The organism is Streptomyces sp. NPDC002144, assembly GCF_053593695.1.
The window spans coordinates 441,328-460,521 of record NZ_JBSFDB010000003.1 but is presented as its reverse complement, the minus strand read 5'-3'; the positions used below and the strand labels follow the sequence as shown (position 1 = coordinate 460,521).

18 protein-coding genes are annotated in these 19,194 nt (G+C 71.2%); 12 read left to right on the top strand and 6 right to left on the bottom strand.

All coding sequences use genetic code 11. From position 1 onward, the window contains the following. Positions 1-102 precede the first annotated feature (102 nt). Both ACWCQ1_RS07080 and ACWCQ1_RS07075 read left to right on the top strand, forming a co-directional pair. Positions 103-1,245 (top strand): glycosyltransferase family 4 protein, encoded by a 1,143-nt coding sequence (locus tag ACWCQ1_RS07080; protein WP_133042893.1) that lies wholly within the window; start codon positions 103-105, stop codon positions 1,243-1,245. A 32-nt stretch (positions 1,246-1,277) separates the two neighbouring features. Continuing rightward, on the top strand, positions 1,278-2,912 hold the full coding sequence (locus ACWCQ1_RS07075) for a GMC oxidoreductase (protein ID WP_451026011.1): 1,635 nt from the start codon (positions 1,278-1,280) through the stop codon (positions 2,910-2,912). Positions 2,913-2,925: 13 nt separating this feature from the next. On the opposite strand, the gene ACWCQ1_RS07070 is transcribed toward ACWCQ1_RS07075, so the two are convergent. Next, entirely contained in the window at positions 2,926-4,722 is a 1,797-nt protein-coding gene (locus ACWCQ1_RS07070; protein WP_133042891.1) for an AMP-dependent synthetase/ligase, read from the bottom strand. A gap of 295 nt (positions 4,723-5,017) precedes the next feature. Between ACWCQ1_RS07070 and ACWCQ1_RS07065 the strand changes: the two genes are divergently transcribed. The 6 genes from ACWCQ1_RS07065 to ACWCQ1_RS07040 all read left to right on the top strand — a co-directional run bounded on the left by ACWCQ1_RS07065 (position 5,018) and on the right by ACWCQ1_RS07040 (position 10,084). Further along, on the top strand, positions 5,018-5,815 hold the full coding sequence (locus ACWCQ1_RS07065; protein ID WP_451026010.1) for a metallophosphoesterase family protein: 798 nt from the start codon (positions 5,018-5,020) through the stop codon (positions 5,813-5,815). Positions 5,816-5,924: 109 nt separating this feature from the next. After that, entirely contained in the window at positions 5,925-6,368 is a 444-nt protein-coding gene (locus ACWCQ1_RS07060; RefSeq protein ID WP_133042889.1) for an SRPBCC family protein, read from the top strand. 44 nt (positions 6,369-6,412) lie between these two features. Next, the gene (locus tag ACWCQ1_RS07055; RefSeq protein WP_358595267.1) at positions 6,413-7,570 is read left to right on the top strand and encodes an ArsA family ATPase; all 1,158 of its coding nucleotides are present in this window, start codon (positions 6,413-6,415) and stop codon (positions 7,568-7,570) included. Positions 7,571-7,627: 57 nt separating this feature from the next. Beyond that, positions 7,628-8,137 (top strand): DUF5304 domain-containing protein, encoded by a 510-nt coding sequence (locus tag ACWCQ1_RS07050; RefSeq protein WP_133042887.1) that lies wholly within the window; start codon positions 7,628-7,630, stop codon positions 8,135-8,137. Between the two features lie 108 nt (positions 8,138-8,245). After that, positions 8,246-9,199, top strand: a complete 954-nt coding sequence (locus ACWCQ1_RS07045) for an ROK family glucokinase (protein ID WP_133042886.1) — start codon at positions 8,246-8,248, stop codon at positions 9,197-9,199. 141 nt (positions 9,200-9,340) lie between these two features. Continuing rightward, a complete protein-coding gene (locus ACWCQ1_RS07040; protein ID WP_358595263.1) occupies positions 9,341-10,084 on the top strand; it encodes an endonuclease/exonuclease/phosphatase family protein in 744 nt (247 codons plus the stop codon). Here ACWCQ1_RS07040 and ACWCQ1_RS07035 read toward each other — a convergent pair. The 4 genes from ACWCQ1_RS07035 to ACWCQ1_RS07020 form a co-directional block, all read right to left on the bottom strand. Beyond that, complete coding sequence (locus ACWCQ1_RS07035; RefSeq protein ID WP_358595260.1) at positions 10,081-11,082, bottom strand: CU044_5270 family protein; 1,002 nt, start codon at positions 11,080-11,082, stop codon at positions 10,081-10,083. The genes ACWCQ1_RS07040 and ACWCQ1_RS07035 overlap by 4 nt on opposite strands. Then, on the bottom strand, positions 11,075-11,695 hold the full coding sequence (locus tag ACWCQ1_RS07030) for an RNA polymerase sigma factor (RefSeq protein WP_133042883.1): 621 nt from the start codon (positions 11,693-11,695) through the stop codon (positions 11,075-11,077). Before ACWCQ1_RS07030 ends, ACWCQ1_RS07035 begins: the two co-directional genes overlap by 8 nt. A 155-nt stretch (positions 11,696-11,850) precedes the next feature. Continuing rightward, a complete protein-coding gene (locus ACWCQ1_RS07025) occupies positions 11,851-12,459 on the bottom strand; it encodes a hypothetical protein (RefSeq protein WP_358595257.1) in 609 nt (202 codons plus the stop codon). Then, complete coding sequence (locus tag ACWCQ1_RS07020) at positions 12,452-13,231, bottom strand: alpha/beta hydrolase (protein WP_133043095.1); 780 nt, start codon at positions 13,229-13,231, stop codon at positions 12,452-12,454. The genes ACWCQ1_RS07025 and ACWCQ1_RS07020 overlap by 8 nt, the downstream gene beginning before the upstream one ends. Before the next feature lie 159 nt (positions 13,232-13,390). Between ACWCQ1_RS07020 and ACWCQ1_RS07015 the strand changes: the two genes are divergently transcribed. From ACWCQ1_RS07015 to ACWCQ1_RS07000, 4 genes are all read left to right on the top strand, one after another. Further along, entirely contained in the window at positions 13,391-14,158 is a 768-nt protein-coding gene (locus ACWCQ1_RS07015; RefSeq protein ID WP_451026009.1) for a lysophospholipid acyltransferase family protein, read from the top strand. 25 nt (positions 14,159-14,183) lie between these two features. Further along, the gene (gene macS / locus ACWCQ1_RS07010; protein ID WP_358595338.1) at positions 14,184-15,389 is read left to right on the top strand and encodes a MacS family sensor histidine kinase; all 1,206 of its coding nucleotides are present in this window, start codon (positions 14,184-14,186) and stop codon (positions 15,387-15,389) included. Beyond that, a complete protein-coding gene (locus ACWCQ1_RS07005; RefSeq protein ID WP_207929731.1) occupies positions 15,389-16,066 on the top strand; it encodes a response regulator in 678 nt (225 codons plus the stop codon). Before macS ends, ACWCQ1_RS07005 begins: the two co-directional genes overlap by 1 nt. Positions 16,067-16,175: 109 nt before the next feature. After that, the gene (locus tag ACWCQ1_RS07000; protein WP_133042880.1) at positions 16,176-17,204 is read left to right on the top strand and encodes a 6-phosphofructokinase; all 1,029 of its coding nucleotides are present in this window, start codon (positions 16,176-16,178) and stop codon (positions 17,202-17,204) included. A 12-nt stretch (positions 17,205-17,216) separates the two neighbouring features. Here the strand turns inward: ACWCQ1_RS07000 and ACWCQ1_RS06995 are convergent, their stop codons facing one another. After that, positions 17,217-19,133: an anthranilate synthase family protein gene (locus ACWCQ1_RS06995; RefSeq protein WP_451026008.1), complete on the bottom strand. Its 1,917-nt coding sequence runs from the start codon at positions 19,131-19,133 to the stop codon at positions 17,217-17,219. Positions 19,134-19,194: the final 61 nt, after the last annotated feature.

Here is a 19,194-nt window from a genome sequence, read left to right as displayed (position 1 = left end):
GCTGTTCGTCTTGAGGAGAACATGATGTCCTGCCCGGCTGTGAACTTGCCATAAACGCGGCCGAGCGCACCTGTGCGGACGCGCCCGGTAGGGTCGGCGGCGATGCACAAGACCCTGATCGTGACGAACGACTTCCCGCCCCGCCCCGGCGGCATCCAGGCGTTCCTGCACAACATGGCGCTGCGGCTGGACCCCGAGCGGCTGGTCGTCTACGCCTCCACCTGGAAGCGGGGCAGGGAGGGCGTCGAGGCGACCCGCGCCTTCGACGCCGAGCAGCCCTTCACCGTCGTCCGGGACCGTACGACCATGCTGCTGCCGACACCCGCGGCCACCCGGACGGCCGTCGGACTGCTGCGCGAGCACGGCTGTACGTCGGTGTGGTTCGGGGCGGCGGCGCCGCTCGGGCTGATGGCGCCGGCGCTCAGGAGGGCCGGCGCCGAGCGGCTGGTGGCGACGACCCACGGCCACGAGGCGGGATGGGCCCAGCTGCCCGCCGCGCGGCAGTTGCTGCGGCGGATCGGGGAGGGCACGGACACGATCACCTACCTCGGCGAGTACACGCGCTCGCGGATCGCCTCCGCGCTGACGCCCGCGGCGGCCGGGCGGATGGTGCAGCTGCCGCCCGGCGTCGACGAGAAGGTCTTCCACCCCGCCTCGGGCGGTGACGTGGTCCGGGCGCGGCTCGGGCTGACCGAGCGGCCGGTGGTCGTGTGCGTGTCCCGGCTGGTGCCGCGCAAGGGGCAGGACACGCTGATCCTGGCCATGCCCCGGATCCTGGCCGCCGAGCCGGACGCGGTGCTGCTGATCGTCGGCGGCGGGCCCTACGAGGGCGAGCTGCGCAAGCTGGCGCGTGAGACCGGTGTCGCCGACTCCGTGCGCTTCACGGGCGCCGTCCCCTGGTCCGAGCTGCCCGCCCACTACGGCGCCGGTGACGTCTTCGCCATGCCCTGCCGGACCCGCCGGGGCGGGCTCGACGTCGAGGGGCTCGGCATCGTCTACCTGGAGGCGTCGGCGACGGGCCTGCCGGTCGTGGCCGGCGACTCCGGCGGCGCCCCCGACGCCGTCCTGGACGGCGAGACCGGCTGGGTGGTCCGCGGCGGCTCCCCCGAGGAGACGGCCGAACGGATCACCGTCCTGCTCTCCGACCCGGAACTCAGGCGACGCATGGGGGAGCGGGGACGCGAGTGGGTGGAAGAGAAGTGGCGCTGGGACTTGTTGGCGGAAAAGTTGAAGACGTTGCTATAGCCGGAGGCCGATAATCCGCCGATGCTGCGCGCATGACAGCGAAACTGACGCAGCATCAGCTGACGAGACGTCAAATACTGGGCATGATCGCCCTGCAGAGCGCGGCCGCGGCCGGGCTCACCCGGATCGGTCTGCAGTCGGCGCAGGCGGCCGAGGAAGCGGCCTCCGTCGACAACGCGCCCGCCATCGTGGTCGGTTCGGGATACGGCGGTGCCGTCGCCGCCCTGCGCCTCGGCCAGGCCGGCATCCGCACGCTCGTCCTGGAGATGGGGCAGCTGTGGAACACCCCCGGCGCCGACGGCAAGATCTTCTGCAACACCGCCAACCCCGACCAGCGCTCCATGTGGTTCAAGTCCCGCACCGAGGCCCCGCTGGCCACCTTCCTGTGGCTGGACCTCGTCAACAAGGACATCACCCCCTACCCCGGCGTCCTGGACCGCGTGCACTTCGCCAACATGTCCGTGTACGTCGGACGCGGTGTCGGCGGCGGCTCCCTGGTCAACGGCGGAATGGCGGTCACCCCGCTCCAGTCGTACTTCACCGAGCAGTTCCCCACCGTGAACGCCACGGAGATGTACAACACCTACTTCCCGCGCGCCCGCGCCATGCTCGGCGTCAACACCATCGACCCCGCCTGGTTCGAGTCGACCGAGTGGTACCAGTTCGCCCGCACGTCACGGAAGGCCGCCGACAACACCGGGCTGAAGACCACCTTCGTGCCGAACGTCTACGACTTCGGCTACATGCAGCGCGAGGCGGCCGGCACCGCCACCAAGTCGGCGCTCGCGCAGGAGGTCATCTACGGCAACAACTACGGCAAGAAGAGCCTCGACAAGACCTACCTGGCGTCCGCGCTGGGCACCGGCAACGTCACCATCAACACCATGGAGCGGGTCAAGGCCGTCCACCGGGCGAGCGACGGGAGCTGGCTGCTGACGACCGACCGCATCGACGTCACCGGCAAGGTCGTGCAGACCAAGCAGTACAGCTGCACGTACCTCTTCCTCGGCGGCGGCAGCCTCGGCACCACCGAACTCCTCGTCCGGGCACGGGACACCGGAGCCCTGCCCGCCCTCAACTCCAGCGTCGGCGCCGGCTGGGGCCCCAACGGCAACACCATGCTCGGCCGCGCCAACCACATCTGGGACACCACCGGCGCCAACCAGTCGACCATGCCGGTCATGGGCATCGACGACTGGGCCAACACCGACAACCCGGTCTTCGCGGAGATCGCCCCGCTGCCCATCGGGTTCGAGACCTGGGTCAGCCTCTATCTGGCGATCACCAAGAACCCCCAACGGGCGGCCTTCACCTACGACTCCGCGAGCGACGGGGTCAAGCTGGGCTGGACCGCCGCCCAGAGCGCGGTGTCCGTCGCCATGGCCAAGAAGCTCTTCGACCGGATCAACTCGGCCAACGCGACGATCTACCGCTACGACCTGTTCGGCTCCTCCAGCAAGGTCTTCGCCGACGACTTCTGCTACCACCCGCTGGGCGGCTGCGTGCTGGGCCAGGCGACCGACAACTACGGCCGGGTGAAGGGCTATTCGAAGCTGTATGTCACCGACGGCTCGCTGGTGCCCGGCAACATCGGCGTGAACCCGTTCGTCACCATCACCGCGCTCGCCGAGCGCACGATGACCCGGGTCCTCGCCGAGGACACCTGACCCGAGTGGCCCGCTACTTCTGGTAGATGGCCTCGATCTCGTCCGCGTAGTCCTTGGCCACCACGTTGCGCTTGAGCTTCAGCGAGGGCGTGAGGTGGCCCGACTCCTCCGTGAACTGGGAGGACAGAATGCGGAACTTCCGCACCGATTCCGCCTTCGACACCGCGGCGTTGCCGTCGTCGACCGCGTCCTGGATCGCCGCGAGCAGATCCGGGTCCTCACGCAGCGACGCCGCGGTCACACCCGCGGGCTTGCCGTGCTCGGCGGCCCAGCGGCCCAGGAACTCCTCGTCGATGGTGACCAGCGCGCCCACGAACGGCCGCCCGTCGCCCACCACCATGCACTCCGCGACCAGCGCGTGCGCGCGGATCCGGTCCTCGATCACGGCCGGAGCGACGTTCTTGCCGCCCGCCGTGACGATGATCTCCTTCTTGCGGCCGGTGATCCGGAGGTAGCCGTCCTCGTCGAGGGTGCCGATGTCACCGGTGTGGAACCAGCCGTCGGTCAGCGCCTCGGCCGTGGCGGCCTCGTTGTTCCAGTAGCCCTTGAACAGGTGCTCGCCGTGCAGCAGCACCTCCCCGTCGTCCGCGATCCGGATCACCGAGCCCGGCAGCGGCTGCCCGACGGTGCCGATCTTCGTACGGTCCCAGGGGTTGAAGGCGGTGGCCGCGCAGGACTCGGTCAGGCCGTAGCCCTCCAGCACCGTGAAGCCGATGCCGCGGAAGAAGTGGCCGAGTCTCTCGCCCAGCGGGGCACCGCCGGAGATGGCGTACTCGCCCCGGCCGCCGAGCACCGCCCGCAGCTTGCTGTAGACCAGCTTGTCGAAGGTCCGGTGCTTGATCTTCAGGCCCAGCGACGGCCCCGAGGGCGTGTCCAGCGCCTTGCTGTACGCGATCGCGGTGTCCGCGGCCTTGTCGAAGATCTTGCCCTTGCCGTCGGCCTGCGCCTTGGCGCGCGCCGAGTTGTAGACCTTCTCGAAGACCCGCGGCACGCCCAGGATCAGCGTCGGCCGGAAGGACGCCAGCTCGTCGGTGAGGTTCTTGATGTCCGGGACGGTGCCCAGCTTGATCGGCGCCATCATCGGGGCGATCTGCACGAGCCGGCCGAAGACGTGCGCGAGCGGGAGGAACAGCAGCACGGAACACTCGCCGGTGCGGAACAGCGGCCGCAGGCGCTCGACGATGTTGCCGCACTCGGCGAAGAAGCTGCGGTGGGTCAGCACACAGCCCTTGGGGCGGCCGGTGGTGCCGGAGGTGTAGACGATCGTCGCCGGGTCGTCGGCCCGCGCCAGCGAGCTGCGCTCGTCGACGGTCGCGTCACTGACGTCCTTGCCGAGGCGCCCCAGCTCCTCGACCCCGCCGGCCTCGATCTGCCACAGGTGCTTGAGGGCCGGCAGCCGGTCGCGCACCGACTCGACGGCGGCGGTGTGGTTGTCCAGCTCGACGAGGGCCGCGGTCGCGCCTGAGTCGGAGAGGATCCACTGCACCTGCTCCGGCGAGCTGGTCTCGTACACCGGCACGGTGACCGCGCCCGCGCTCCAGATCGCGAAGTCCAGCAGCGTCCACTCGTACCGCGTGCGGGACATCAGGGCGACCCGGTCGCCGGGCTGGACGCCGGAGGCGATCAGGCCCTTCGCGGCGGCGTGCACCTCGGCCAGGAACGCCGTGGCCGACACGTCCTGCCACGCGCCGCCGACCTTGCGGGCGATGACGGCCACATCGGGATGCTGCGCGGCGTTTCTGCGGATGATGTCGGTGAGATTGCCGTCCGCAGGGACCTCGTACAAAGCCGGAAGGCTGAACTCGCGCAAGACTGCTGCTCCTAATAAGGCGCCGGCGCCACGACGTTGTGCGATGCGACGGTGCGTCCAAGGCTCGGGCAGGTGCTCGGGACATCACTCGTTGAAATCCTGAGCACGACTGGACTGCCCGGACGTTACCCGCCGGTATGGCTTCTTCGACAGGGGGTCCCGGCGAGATGTTCGCTGCGTCACACAGATGGGTGTTGCTCTGTGTACGGTAGTCGACCCGCTGACTGACTAGCCAGTAACCGCAGGTCCCGACGGCTCTGTTCACGTACACCCCACACCCTTACGCTTGATCGTCATGGCATCCACACCGGCCGGCAGCGGCAGGACCCGGGTTCACGTGATCAGCGACGTGCACGGCAACGCCCATGACCTGGCCCGCGCCGGCGACGGCGCGGACGCCCTGATCTGCCTGGGTGACCTGGTCCTCTTCCTCGACTACGCCGACCACTCGCGCGGCATCTTCCCCGACCTGTTCGGCCGGGAGAACGCCGATCGGATCGTCGAGCTGCGCACCGCCCGCCGCTTCGAGGAGGCGCGCGCGTTCGGGGCCCGGCTGTGGAGCGGCATCGACACGGACCGGGCCACCGCCATCGAGGGAGCGGTGCGGGGGCAGTACGCCGAGATGTTCGCGGCCTTCCCGACACCGACGTACGCGACCTACGGCAATGTCGACATGCCGTCCCTCTGGGCCGAGTACGCGAGGCCCGGCACGACCGTGCTGGACGGGGAGCGGGTGGAGATCGGCGGCTGGACCTTCGGGTTCGTCGGAGGGGGCCTGCGCTCGCCGATGCGGACGCCGTACGAGATCGACGACGAGGAGTACGAGGCGAAGCTCGCGGCCGTCGGCGAGGTGGACGTGCTGTGCACGCACATCCCGCCGGAGGTGCCCGAGCTCGTCTACGACACCGTGGCCCGGCGCTTCGAGCGCGGCAGCCGGGCACTGCTGGAGACGATCCGCCGCACCCGGCCCCGGTACGCGCTCTTCGGCCACGTCCACCAACCCCTGGTGCGGCGCATGCGGATCGGGGCCACGGAGTGTGTGAACGTCGGGCACTTCGCCGGCACCGGGAAGCCCTGGGCACTCGAATGGTGAACTGCCCGATCCGGGTGAAGTCGCCTGGTCGGGCGCGCGGTAGCCTTCACGCTGCACACACGTGCGCACGACGATCTCTCACCGGCCCGCATCTGGAGGAGCCACGGCGATGGCGGAACACACCAGCTCGAGCATCACGATCGAGGCGGCACCGGCCGATGTCATGGGGGTGATCGCCGACTTCGCGCGCTACCCGGACTGGACCGGCGAGGTCAAGGAGGCGGAGGTCCTCGCGACCGACGCGCAGGGGCGGGCCGAGCAGGTACGGCTCGTGATGGACGCCGGCGCGATCAAGGACGACCAGGTCCTGGCGTACACCTGGACCGGCGCCAACGAGGTGTCCTGGACGCTGGTCAAGTCCCAGATGCTGCGCTCCCTCGACGGGTCGTACATCCTGAAGCCCGCCGGCGCCGGGGCCACCGAGGTCACCTACCGGCTGACGGTGGACGTGAAGATCCCGATGCTCGGGATGATCAAGCGGAAGGCCGAGAAGGTCATCATCGACCGGGCGCTGGCAGGGCTGAAGAAGCGCGTGGAGTCGGGGGAGAAGTAGTCACGGCGGTTTGAGGGCGGCGCGCGAAGGTACCGTTCACCCTCATGCGCACTCTCCTGATCACCGGTCCCGGCGGCAGCGGACGTACGACCGTCGCCGCCGCGACCGCGCTGCGCGCCGCGGGCGACGGCACCCGGACCCTTCTCCTCGGCGCCGACCGCACCGACACCCTCGGGGCGGCCCTCGGCGCGACGACCGGCCCGGCCCCCCTCCCCGTCTCCTCCCACCTCAGCGTCTGGCGTCCCGACGCGGTCGCCGGTTTCCGGGACGACCTCGCCGCCTTCCAGGAACGGGCCGCAGGCGTCCTCGATCTCCTCGGTGCCTCGCGGCTGGACGGCGAGGAGGTCACCCCCCTCCCCGGAGCCGAGGAGCTCACCCTCCTGCGGGCCCTGCGCGACGCCGCCCTGTCGGAGCGGTTCGATCTGCTGGTCGTCGACCTCCCGCCCGCCCCGCAGGCCCTCGCCCTCCTCGCGCTACCCGAGGAACTGCGCCGCTATCTGCGCCGCCTGCTCCCGCCCGAGCGACAGGCGGCCCGCGCCCTGCGCCCGGTGCTCGGCCGGCTGGCCGGGGTGCCCATGCCCTCGGAGTGGCTGTACGACACCGCCGCGCGCTGGGACACGGAACTCGCCGCCGTCGCGGCCGTCCTCGCCGACCGGCACACCGCCGTACGGCTGGTCGCCGAACCCGGCCCGGCCGGCGGCGACGCCGTCCGCGAGACCGTGCTGGGCCTCGCCCTGCGCGGGCTGCGTCCCGACGCCCTGGTCGCGAACCGGGTCGCACCGGAGGAATGGCCGGCCGGTCTCGTCGCCCAGCAGCGCAAGGCGCTGGAGGAGTGGCGGGAGTCGTACGACGTACGGCAGGTCCCGCACCTCGGCCGTGACCCGCGCGGCACGGACGACCTCGCCGCCCTGTCCGTCCCCGGCGTCAACGGGACGACGTCCACCGTCGAGTGGCCCGTCCTCGACCGGCTCACCGAGGACGGTGTGCTGGTCTGGCACATCCCGCTGCCCGGGGTCGCGCGCGACGACCTGGACCTGATCCGGCGCGGGGACGAACTCGTCGTCACCGCGGGCCCGTTCCGCCGGATCGTGGCGCTGCCGTCCGCGCTGCGCCGCTGCACCGTCTCCGGCGCGGCCCTGCGGGACGGCGAACTGCGCATCCGTTTCACGCCGGACCCCGGTCTGTGGCCCGACAGGGCCTGAACGACGTACGGCCGTTCGGGTAACGTCGTAGGGACGAACCGTAGTCAGGAGTCCGTCATGAGCGAACAGCTCCCCCCGTCGGATCCCGGTGAGAACGAGGCCGCCCGCGAGACGCGGGCCACCGACGCCGACGCCTGGGCGACGGCGGTCGCCGAGGACCTCGCCGCGGAGAAGGCCCGCCGTCGTGCCGAGTACGGCCGGCCGCCGGTCTCGGCCGCCGAGGAACTGCGCAAGCTGGTCGACACCGTCTCCGAGAAGCTGTCGTCGATCCAGTCACCGCTGTTCGGCGCCGTCGCCGGGCCCGCAGCCCAGCAGGTGGTCAAGCAGGTCGTGCAGCAGGCCCGGGCAGCCGTCGAACCCGTCGTGGAACGCAACCCGGACGTCTTCGACCACCTGGCCGCCGCGGGCAACGAACTGCTCGCCGCGTACCGCTCCGCGGTCCAGGCCCAGGAGCAGCGCTGGGCGACCCGGCCGACCGATCTGCACAAGGATCTCGACGCAAGCCGGGACGAGGGCCGCGACAAGGGCGAGGGAACCGGGCCCGGCGAGCGCATCGACCTGGACTGACACCCCCCAGTGGCCGCCGGGCCGCCCAGCGTTCGGACGCCTGAACCCCGGCGGCAGGGCCTCGGGTACGGTTGGCCGTAGCGGGGCTCGACCGAAACTGAGGGATTCATGGGACTCACCATCGGCGTCGACATCGGCGGCACGAAGATCGCGGCCGGCGTGGTCGATGAGGAAGGCAACATCCTTTCGACCTTCAAGGTGCCGACCCCGGGCACGCCCGAGGGCATCGTGGACGCCATAGCCTCCGCCGTCGAGGGGGCGCGCGCCGGGCACGAGATCGTCGGCGTGGGCATCGGTGCGGCCGGTTATGTGAACCGGCAGCGCTCCACCGTCTACTTCGCGCCGAACATCGACTGGCGCCAGGAGCCGCTGAAGGAGAAGGTCGAGGCCCGCGTCGGCCTCCCGGTCGTCGTGGAGAACGACGCGAACGCGGCCGCGTGGGGCGAGTACAGGTTCGGCGCCGGCAAGGGCCACCGCAACGTCATCTGCATCACGCTCGGCACCGGCCTGGGCGGCGGCATCATCATCGGCAACAAGCTGCGCCGCGGCCACTTCGGCGTCGCCGCCGAGTTCGGGCACATCCGGATGGTCCCGGACGGCCTGCTGTGCGGCTGCGGCTCGCAGGGCTGCTGGGAGCAGTACGCCTCCGGACGCGCCCTGGTCAGATACGCCAAGCAGCGTGCCAACGCCACCCCCGAGAACGCCGAGATCCTGCTCGGCCTGGGGGACGGCAGCCCCGAGGGCATCGAGGGCAAGCACATCTCCATGGCCGCCCGGCAGGGCGACCCGGTCGCCGTCGACTCCTACCGCGAACTCGCCCGCTGGGCCGGTGCCGGTCTCGCCGACCTCGCCTCCCTGTTCGACCCGTCCGCGTTCATCGTCGGCGGCGGCCTCTCCGACGAGGGCGAACTGGTCCTCGACCCGATCCGCAAGTCCTACAAGCGCTGGCTGGTGGGCGGCAACTGGCGCCCGGTGGCCGACGTGATCGCCGCCCAGCTCGGCAACGAGGCGGGCATGGTGGGCGCCGCGGACCTGGCCCGCGAACCCGACCCGATCATGTAGCCGGACGTTCGTGAACGCGCCCGTCAGGGGCGCGGGGCTGTGTCGAGGCGCGGCTTCGCCGCGTGGGCGTCCCCCGGCCGCGTACACGGTTGGCCGCCCACAAGCCTCGCACCCCGCGCCCTGGGGCGTAGATTGATCCACATGGAGCCGCTCCCGAACTCCCGCACCGAGGCCGACGGTTCAGCCGTCCTCCGCGTCCTGAGCTACAACATCCGCTCGATGCGGGACGACACGGACGCCCTCGCCCGCGTCATCACCGCCTGCGCCCCCGACCTGGTCCTCATCCAGGAAGCCCCGCGCTTCTTCCGCTGGCGCAAGAAGCTCGCCCGCCTGGCCTCGGCCTCCGGCCTGGTCATCCTCACCGGCGGTGGCACCGCCGCGGGACCGGCGATCCTCTGCGGCCTCCGGGCCACCGTCGAGCGCACGGAGGACGTCCTGCTCCCGCTCACCCCCGGTCAGCACCGACGCGGCTTCGCCACCGCGGTCGTCCGCTTCGGCGGCGTCCGCGTCGGCGTGCTGAGCTGCCACCTCTCCCTCGAGCAGAACGAGCGCTACGACCAGGCCGGCATGCTCCTGGACCGGCTGGCCGGCCTCGGTGTGGACCACGCCATCGCGGGCGGCGACCTCAACGACCGTCCCACCGGCCGCACCTTCCAGCGCCTGGCCGCCGACCTCCAGGACTGCTGGACGACCGCCCCCTGGGGCAGCGAGTACACCTTCACCCCGGTCACCCCGTTCCAGCGCATCGACGCGATCTTCGCCACCAAGGGCATCCAGGTGCTCGGCGCGGGCGTCCCCCTTGGCCTCCCCGGCGTCACCGAGACAGACCTGAGGACAGCCACGGACCACCTCCCGGTCCTGGCCGCCCTGAGGATCCCCGGCTAGCCCCCGGCGGCCGGCCGCACCTTCACCTTGTCGACGACCGCCCAGCTGTCCAGGTACGACAGCTGGATGTACGTCTTCTTGTCCTTGCCGTCACCGGACGTGCGCGTGTCCCGGAAGCCCAGGAACGCGTACGTCTCCGGGTCGAAGATCATCGTGCCGAGACTCGGTCGGCCCTTGACGCTGTAGGTGATCCCGATGCCCACGCGCCCACGGGCGTCCTTCACCCCGGGTGTCGCCCTGACTCCCGGGATCTTCCCCAGCGCCTCGTACGCGGCGGCCCGGAGTCCTGGCGGCATGACCGGGACCCGGTACAGCAGACCCTCGAGGCTGAAGTCGATCATCCACCAGTCGTCGGCCTTGATGGGCTCCGAGTAGTCCGGCGTCCTGTCGAACGGATCGCGCATGGCCCTGAGCAGTTTGTCGGGGTCCGTCGGCAGCTGTGACAGCCGCGTCCAGTCCTGCGTCGGCCACACCCCCTCGTTCTTCTTCAGCGGGGGCGACCACCAGCCCTTGCCGATCTCCATCACCCAGGACGGCTTCGAGTTGTCGACCGACCGCCAGTCCTCGTCGACGTACGTCTTCGTGGTTCCCGTGCCCTGCTCGGTCTCCTTGATGATCTCCTTGGAGTAGATGTACTGGTCGTCGCGCGGAGCGGCCTGCTGCTCGTGCGACCGCTGATAGGCGGCCGCCTTCGTCAGCACGGTCCGCGCGCTGACGTTCTGCATGGCCGGTGCGCTGGTGGCCGGCGGTCTCGCCGTGCGGTGGGTGCGTGTTCCCCCGTCGTCCCGTACGGCGACCAGCACACCGGCGGCCACCGCGGCGGCGAGACCGGCGGTCAGGGCGATGCGCAGCACGGGGCGGCGGGGCCGTACCCGGGCGGCGGGCCGGTCCATCGCCGCGAGCAGACGGGCCCGGGCGCGGTGCCTGGTCTCCTCGTCCAGCGGGGAGGTCCCCGGGTCGAAGCCCCTCAGTTCGCGCAGTTCGTCGATGTCACGCATGGGCGTCCGCCTCCCGGAAAGCCGTCGGATCGGTTCCGCCCAGTGCTTCGCGCAGTCTGCCGCGGGCCCGGTGCAGCCGCGATCTGACGGTGCCGACGGGCACGTCGAGCGCCTCGGCGGCCTCCTCGTAGTCGAGGCCGGCCCACGCCACCAGCAGGACGACATCGCGATGCCGGGCGGACAGCCCGCCCAGCGCGGCCGCCAGTTCCCGGCGCACCCCCGTGGCACCGGCCCTGGCGACCGCGCGCTCCGCGACCGGTTCCTCGTGCTCCACCGGCTCCGGCAGGCGGGCGATCGCCCGGAACCGGCGTGCCTCGGACCGGCGGTGCCGGCCCACGAGGTTGGTCGCGATGCCGAACAGCCACGGGCGGGCGTCGGCACGCGTGAGGTCGTAGGTCCCGCGTCTCTGGAAGGCGGTGACGAAGGTCTCCGCCATCACGTCCTCCGCCGCCTCCGTGCCGAGCCGCCGGGCCGCGTAACGGTGCACGGCGTCGGCGTACCGGTCGAAGAGGACGGCAAAGAGCTCGGGCTCGTCCCGGGACCGCTCGATCACACGGGCGTCACTCTCCCCGCGATCCTCCGCGCGGGTGCCGACGCCCGGTCCGACGGTCATCGGGGCTCCTCTCTGTGGTGTCAACGCCTCGAAGGCTTGGGCTGCTTCGTGTTGTCACCTCTTCTTCGCCGCAGCGGCGGATCGAGTTCCATCACGCAGACGAGGGCCCGCCCGGATGTGTCCGGGCGGGCCCTCGATCGTGTGCGGGCGGGGCGTCAGACCACCGCGCCGCGGCCCGGGTCCTCGGGTTCGTCGTCGTCCGTGCGCATGCGCATCACCAGCGTGGCGAAGCCGCCCAGGAAGCCGCCGATGCCGAGTGTGGTGAGCCACCAGGTCATGTCCCAGCCGAACAGCACGGCCAGCAGGATCAGCACGGGGCCGCCGATGACGCCCAGCCAGGCGAACTTGGCGGTCACGTCGGCGTCGGGCAGCGGCGGTGGCTCCGGCGGGACGAAATGCCCCTCGTCGTCCTCGTCGAAGTCGTCCTCGGACGGCTCCCGGGCCGCGTAGTCGCGCGGTCCGACGCCGGGGGCGAAGGAGATGGAGCTGCCCAGCGGACCCGCGGGTCCGCTCTGCTTCTCCTCCTCGTTCCCCTTCTCTCCCTTGTCTCCCTTGTCCGCCTTGTCGTCAGCCGGCTTCTCGTCGTTGGTCTCCGGATCCAGCAGGGCCAGATCCTCGACCGACTTGAACGGCTTCGTGCCCGGGGGGTCCTTCGGCTCCTCGCCGTAACCCGCGACGATCGCGGCCCACGCGGCGTCCTCGTCGAACGGGACGCCCTGATCCTCCGGCTCGCGGTCCTCGCGATCCGAGTCGTGCTCAGCCACCAGCGGCCGTCCCTTCCTTGCCGACACTGGGTGCGAGCCGGCCGATGAACGCGAGGCTCTCCTCGAAGATCCGGTCCGCGTCATGGTCCAACGTCGCGACGTGGTAGCTCTGTTCCAGCAGGATCTCCGTGACGTCCCGCGAGGAGACCCGGCTCAGCACGCGCGCGGAGTCGGCCGGCGGAACCACATGGTCCTGCGGGCTGCGCAACAGCAACAGCGGCTGGGTGACCTGCGGCAGCTCGCGGTCGACCAGCCGGAAGAAGTTCCTCAGGGAGTGCGCCGCGTGCAGCGGCACCCGGTCGTACCCCAGCTCGGCGCTGCCCGGCAGGGCGATGTCGCTGGCGATCCCCTTCGTCGTACGGACGAGATGACGGGCCACCGGAAGGGCGTACGCGGACAGGCCGTGCACCTTGTTCGCCGGGTTGACGACCACGACGCCGCTGACCGCGTCACCGTGCCGGGCCGCCAGCCGCAGCGCCAGGGCGCCGCCCATGGACAGACCGGCCACGAAGACGCGCTCGCAGCGCTCGCCCAGGGCGCGCAGCTCGCGGTCCACCTCCGCGTACCAGTCCTGCCAGCCGGTGAGCTGCATGTCCTCCCAGCGGGTGCCGTGCCCGGGCAGCAGCGGCAGCGACACCGTGAGGCCGTGCTCGGCGAGGTACTCCGCCCACGGGCGCAGCGACTGGGGCGAGCCCGTGAACCCGTGGCAGAGCAGGACGCCGACCTCCCCGCCCTCGTGGCGGAACGGCTCGGCTCCAGGAAGGACCGGCACCATCGGTCTCCTGTTCATGAGAGGGACGGTTCATGAGAGTGACGTGAAGTCCAGATGTGCTTCACCGTACGCGACGGCACTGACACCGACCAGGGCCGTCGGCTCCTTTGCGCGCGGGGCGGGTTAAGGTCTGATCGACGACAAACAGGAGGCACTCGGTTGTTGTACGGCGCGATGAAGGTCGCTATCGGGGGACCGCTGAAGGTCGCCTTCAGGCCCTGGGTGGAGGGCCTGGAGAACGTGCCCGCCGAGGGCGCGGCGATCCTGGCGAGCAACCACCTGTCCTTCTCGGACTCGTTCTTCCTGCCCGCGGTCCTCGACCGCAAGGTGACCTTCATCGCGAAGGCCGAGTACTTCACCACGCCCGGAGTGAAGGGCCGTCTGACGGCCGCCTTCTTCAAGGGCGTCGGCCAGCTCCCGGTGGATCGCTCCGGCGCGCGCGGCGCGGGCGAGGCCGCCATCAAGAGCGGTCTGGAGGTCCTGGAGCGCGGTGAGCTGTTCGGGATCTACCCGGAGGGCACCCGCTCGCCCGACGGCCGCCTCTACCGGGGCAAGCCCGGCGGCCTCGCGCGCGTGGCGCTCGCCTCCGGCGCCCCGGTCGTCCCGGTCGCGATGATCGACACGGAGAAGATCCAGCCGCCGGGCAAGGTCATGCCCAAGATCATGCGTCCCGGCATCCGCATCGGCAAGGCCCTCGACTTCAGCCGCTACCAGGGGATGGAGCACGACCGTTTCGTGCTGCGCGCGGTGACCGACGAGGTCATGTACGAGATCATGAAGCTCTCCGGCCAGGAGTACGTCGACATATACGCCACCGCGGCCAAGAGGCAGATCGCGGAGGCGGCGAAGGCCGAGAAGGAACAAGCCAAGGAACAGGCCAAGGAACAGCCCAGGGAACAGGCCAAGAAGGACAAGTCCGGGGCTTAGGCTCCTGGCTGTGGGGGTGGGGGAGTTGGCCAAGCGCGAGCGCGTGCTGAAGATGTCGGTGGAGCAGCCGCTGTGGCGGGCGCTGACCGCGTACCGGGTGCTCACCATGCTGTACGCGGTCGGGCTGTTCGCCACCGCCTACGACGAGTACGACCGCCCCGGCGTCGCCATCGTCTACTACTGCGTCCTGTTCGTCTGGACCCTCGCCACCCTGCCCCGCGTGCAGAACGCGGCCGCCTGCACCAAGCGCTTCCTCGCCGTCGACCTCGCCATCGCCCTCACCGGCATCCTGCTGACCCCCCTCGCCGCCGACGACGCGCACATCCACAGCGGCGGTCCCACCCTGCCGTCGATATGGACCGCCGGTTCGGTCCTCGCCTACGCCATCAAGGGCGGCTGGCGCTGGGCCGCGTTCGCCTCCACCCCGGTCGCCGCCGCCAACCTCATCGAGCGCGGCGCCCCGGCCCGCGACACCGTCCACAACGTCATCCTGGTCTGGGTCGCCTCCATCGCCATCGGCTACGTCGTCGAGGTGGCCCGTGCCTCCGAGCGCACCCTGGCCCGCGCCCTGGAGATCGAGGCCGCGACGAGGGAGCGGGAGCGGCTCGCCCGGGACATCCACGACGGGGTCCTGCAGGTGTTGGCCATGGTGCAGCGCCGGGGCCTGGTCATCGGCGGCGAGGCGGCCGAACTGGGCCGGATGGCGGGCGAGCAGGAGGTCGCCCTGCGCACCCTGGTCTCCGGCGGGCTGCTTCCGGTCTCCCGGGCCTCTCAGGACGCGGCCGAGGGCGCGGTCGTACGCGCCGTGGACGAGCCCGACGAGGACGGTCCCGTCGATCTGCGGACCCTTCTCGCCCCGTACGCGGCCGCCAGGGTCAGCTTCGCCGAGCCCGGCGCGCCGGTGCCGCTGCCGCCGGCCGCCGCGCGGGAACTGGCCGCCGCCGTCGGCGCCTGCCTGGACAACGTCCGCCGGCACGCGGGCGAGCACGCGCGCGCGTGGATCCTCGTCGAGGACGAACCCGGCGAGGTCGTGGTGACCGTACGGGACGACGGACCCGGCATCCCCGAGGGGCGGCTCGCCCAGGCCGAGGGGGAGGGGCGGCTCGGGGTCGCCCTGTCGATCCGCGGCCGGCTGCGCGACCTCGGCGGCAGCGCCGAGCTGATCTCGGTGCCCGGGCAGGGCACGGAGGTCGAACTGAAGGTACCCAAGAGCGTGAAGGCGGAGCGGTGATGAGTGAGCGGCAGGACCCGATCAAGGTCATGGTGGTCGACGACCACCCCATGTGGCGCGACGCCGTCGCCCGCGACCTGACCGAGTCCGGCTTCGACGTCGTCGCCACCGCCGGGGACGGCGACCAGGCCGTGCGCCGGGCCAAGGCCGCCGGCCCCGACGTCCTCGTCCTGGACCTGAACCTGCCCGCGAAGCCCGGCGTCCAGGTCTGCAAGGAACTCGTCGGGCACAACCCGGCCCTGCGGGTCCTCGTGCTGTCCGCGAGCGGCGAGCACGCGGACGTCCTGGAGGCCGTGAAGTCCGGCGCGACCGGCTATCTGCTGAAGTCGGCGTCCACGGAGGAACTGCTGGACGCGGTGCGCCGTACCGCCGTCGGCGACCCGGTGTTCACGCCGGGCCTGGCCGGACTGGTCCTCGGCGAGTACCGCCGCCTCGCCTCCGAACCGGCGCCCGCCCCCGGCACCGACGAGCCGGGGGCGCCGCAGCTCACCGACCGCGAGACCGAGGTGCTGCGCCTGGTGGCCAAGGGCCTGAGCTACAAGCAGATCGCCGAACGCCTGGTCATCTCCCACCGCACGGTCCAGAACCACGTCCAGAACACCCTCGGCAAGCTCCAGCTGCACAACAGGGTGGAACTCGTTCGGTACGCCATAGAGCGCGGACTTGACGACGAGTAAACCAACCGCGCGCTGATTCACCGGAATTGCCGGTCCCGCCCATCCCTCTGTGACGTGGATCACCATTAGCGTGGCTGTCACCAGGCAACCGCGGCGAAGGGACATTTCCATGCGGGTCGGAGTACTGACCGGAGGCGGCGACTGCCCCGGGCTCAACGCCGTCATCCGGGGCATCGTCCGCAAGGGCGTGCAGGAGTACGGCTACGACTTCGTCGGCTTCCGGGACGGCTGGCGAGGACCTCTGGAGGGCGATACCGTCCGCCTCGACATCCCCGCCGTGCGCGGCATCCTGCCCCGCGGCGGCACCATCCTCGGCTCCTCGCGCACCAATCCCCTCAAGCAGGAGAACGGCATCCGGCGCATCAAGGAGAACCTCGCCAAGCTGGAGGTCGAGGCGCTCATCGCGATCGGCGGCGAGGACACCCTCGGCGTCGCCGCCCGCCTCACCGACGAGTACGGCGTCCCGGTCGTCGGCGTGCCGAAGACCATCGACAACGACCTGTCCGCCACCGACTACACCTTCGGCTTCGACACCGCCGTCGGCATCGCCACCGAGGCCATCGACCGGCTGCACACCACCGCCGAGTCCCATATGCGCGTCCTGGTCTGCGAGGTGATGGGCCGTCACGCCGGCTGGATCGCCCTGCACTCCGGTCTCGCGGGCGGCGCCAACGTCATCCTCATCCCGGAGCAGCGCTTCGACCTCGACCAGGTGTGCGCCTGGATCACCTCCCGCTTCAAGGCCTCCTACGCCCCGATCGTGGTGGTCGCCGAGGGCGCCATGCCCAAGGACGGCGACATGGTCCTCAAGGACCAGTCGCTGGACTCCTTCGGGCATGTGCGCCTGTCCGGCGTCGGCGAGTGGCTGGCCAAGGAGATCGAGAAGCGCACCGGCAAGGAGGCCCGCACCACCGTGCTCGGGCACATCCAGCGCGGCGGCACCCCGAGTGCCTTCGACCGCTGGCTCGCCACCCGGTTCGGCCTGCACGCCATCGACGCCGTCCGCGAGGGCGACTTCGGCAAGATGGTCGCCCTGCGCGGCACGGACATCGTCCGCGTTCCGATCGGGGAGGCCACGGCCAGACTGAAGACCGTGGACCCGAAGCTGTACGAGGAGGTCGGCGTCTTCTTCGGCTAGCGTCCGCCCGGGTCAGGACAACGTGCTCGTGCCGCGCAGCCGGCCGACGAGGTCCCGCACGAGCACCGCCCCGTTCAGTGTCAGCACCGACTCCGGGTGGAACTGCACCCCCGCGAACCCCGGGCCGCGCACGGCGTGCACCTCGCCGTTGCCGGCCCGGCTCACCTCGATGCCGTGCGCGGCCAGTTCCTCCGCCGCCTCGTCCTCGCAGCGCGCCACGAAGCTGTTGTAGAAGCCGACGGTCTCCTCCCGTCCGAACAGGTCGATCGTGGTCTGCGCCCCCTGGTAGGGCACTTCCTTCCGTACGATCTCCAGGCCCAGCTCGGCCGCGATCAGCTCGTGCCCGAGGCAGACGCCGAGGACGCCGTGCCGGTGGTCCCGGATCACCTCGGCGGTCAGCTTCCGCAGGAAGCGCATCTTGGGGTCCTCCAGGTCGGCGGGGTCACCGGGCCCCGGGCCCAGCACGACCGGTCCCTCGTGCGTGAGAACGGCCGCCTCGAGGCCCGGCTCGTCGTAGCGCCGGACGGTGACCTCGAGCCCACCCGAGCGCAGCACGTGCGCGAGCATCGCCGTGAAGGTGTCCTCGCCGTCGACGACCAGGGCATGACCGGTCAGCTCCTCCGCCCGCTCCTGCATCCGCAGCCAGAAGGGGGCGAGCGAGGCCCGGCGGCCGTCGAGCGCGGCACGCACGCGTGGGTCGTCGGCGAGACGTACGCGCGCGTGCTCCTCACGCGGCCGTGACGGACGTACGCCCAGGGCCGCCAGCACTCCCGCCGCCTTGGCGTGGGTCTCGGCGACCTCGCTCGCCGGGTCCGAGCCGCGGACCAGGGTGGCGCCGACCGGCACCCGCAGGCGGCCGTCGGCGTCGATGTCGGCGGTCCGGATCAGGATGGGGGAGTCGAGGGTCTGGGCGCCGCCGGAGTCGTGGCCGAGCAGCGCGAGCGCGCCCGCGTAGTAGCCGCGCCCGCCGACCTCGTGGCGCTCGATGACCCGGCAGGCGTTCTGCACGGGGGAGCCGGTGACGGTCGCCGCGAACATGGTCTCGCGCAGGACGTCCCGGACGTCCAGCGAGGACTTCCCGCGCAACTCGTACTCCGTGTGCGCGAGATGGGCCATCTCCTTCAGCCGCGGGCCGACCACCACCCCGCCCATGTCGCCGACGGTGCACATCATCTTGAGCTCCTCGTCGACGACCATCGACAGCTCCTCGATCTCCTTGCCGTCGGCGAGGAAGCCGAGCAGATGCTCCGGCGTCGGGCCCTCTGCGGGATAGCGGTAGGTCCCGCTGATCGGGTTCATGACGACCGTGCCGCCGGACATCCGCACATGCACCTCCGGGCTGGCGCCGACCAGCGTGCGCCCACCCGTCTCCCGCCCCCGCCCTTCCAAGGAAGGCCCTTCGGGCCCTTTTCCTTCTCCGGTGTGCACCACGAACGTCCAGTACGCGCCCCGCTCGCCCTCCAGCAGCCGGCGGAACAGCGCGAGCGCGTCGGCGCGGGAGAACCCCGGGATCTGCCCCTCGTACGTCCGCCGGATCACGAAGTTCGCGCCCTCGCCCCGGCCGATCTCCTCCCGCAGCACCCGCCCGACGATCTCGCCGTACTCGGCGTCGTCGACGTCGAACCCGCCGCGCTCGACACGGACGTCATGGGTGGGGAGCTGGGCCAGCGCGTCCCGCAGCGTCAGCGTGTACGTCTCCTCGGGCGTCAGCACCGCGAGCGGCGTCCCGTCGTCGCGGACGTCGAAGCCCCGCTCACGGATCTGGCGGAAGGGGACCAGGGCGAGCCCCTCGTCGGGAAGGCCGGCGAGGCGGTCGTACGACGCGACCGGACCGAGGAAAAGCTCCACGGTGTTCTCGTCGTGGCCCGGCGTGCGGCGGCGCAGCAGGGCGAAGGGGCGGGGGTCGTGCAGGAGCTGGGTCAGGTCCATGGTTCCTCTCCCGTCGATGTCGATGGCTTGAGGAACGGACCCCGGAAACGCCGAAGGCCGC

What these genes read in the sequence shown, in the direction of transcription:
- ACWCQ1_RS07080 (WP_133042893.1), top strand. Translation starts at nt 103, where the DNA reads ATGCACAAGACCCTGATCGTGACGAACGACTTCCCGCCCCGCCCCGGC.
- ACWCQ1_RS07075 (WP_451026011.1), top strand. Translation starts at nt 1,278, where the DNA reads ATGACAGCGAAACTGACGCAGCATCAGCTGACGAGACGTCAAATACTG.
- ACWCQ1_RS07065 (WP_451026010.1), top strand. Translation starts at nt 5,018, where the DNA reads ATGGCATCCACACCGGCCGGCAGCGGCAGGACCCGGGTTCACGTGATC.
- ACWCQ1_RS07060 (WP_133042889.1), top strand. Translation starts at nt 5,925, where the DNA reads ATGGCGGAACACACCAGCTCGAGCATCACGATCGAGGCGGCACCGGCC.
- ACWCQ1_RS07055 (WP_358595267.1), top strand. Translation starts at nt 6,413, where the DNA reads ATGCGCACTCTCCTGATCACCGGTCCCGGCGGCAGCGGACGTACGACC.
- ACWCQ1_RS07050 (WP_133042887.1), top strand. Translation starts at nt 7,628, where the DNA reads ATGAGCGAACAGCTCCCCCCGTCGGATCCCGGTGAGAACGAGGCCGCC.
- ACWCQ1_RS07045 (WP_133042886.1), top strand. Translation starts at nt 8,246, where the DNA reads ATGGGACTCACCATCGGCGTCGACATCGGCGGCACGAAGATCGCGGCC.
- ACWCQ1_RS07040 (WP_358595263.1), top strand. Translation starts at nt 9,341, where the DNA reads ATGGAGCCGCTCCCGAACTCCCGCACCGAGGCCGACGGTTCAGCCGTC.
- ACWCQ1_RS07035 (WP_358595260.1), bottom strand. Translation starts at nt 11,082, where the DNA reads ATGCGTGACATCGACGAACTGCGCGAACTGAGGGGCTTCGACCCGGGG.
- ACWCQ1_RS07030 (WP_133042883.1), bottom strand. Translation starts at nt 11,695, where the DNA reads ATGACCGTCGGACCGGGCGTCGGCACCCGCGCGGAGGATCGCGGGGAG.
- ACWCQ1_RS07005 (WP_207929731.1), top strand. Translation starts at nt 15,389, where the DNA reads ATGAGTGAGCGGCAGGACCCGATCAAGGTCATGGTGGTCGACGACCAC.
- ACWCQ1_RS07000 (WP_133042880.1), top strand. Translation starts at nt 16,176, where the DNA reads ATGCGGGTCGGAGTACTGACCGGAGGCGGCGACTGCCCCGGGCTCAAC.
- ACWCQ1_RS06995 (WP_451026008.1), bottom strand. Translation starts at nt 19,133, where the DNA reads ATGGACCTGACCCAGCTCCTGCACGACCCCCGCCCCTTCGCCCTGCTG.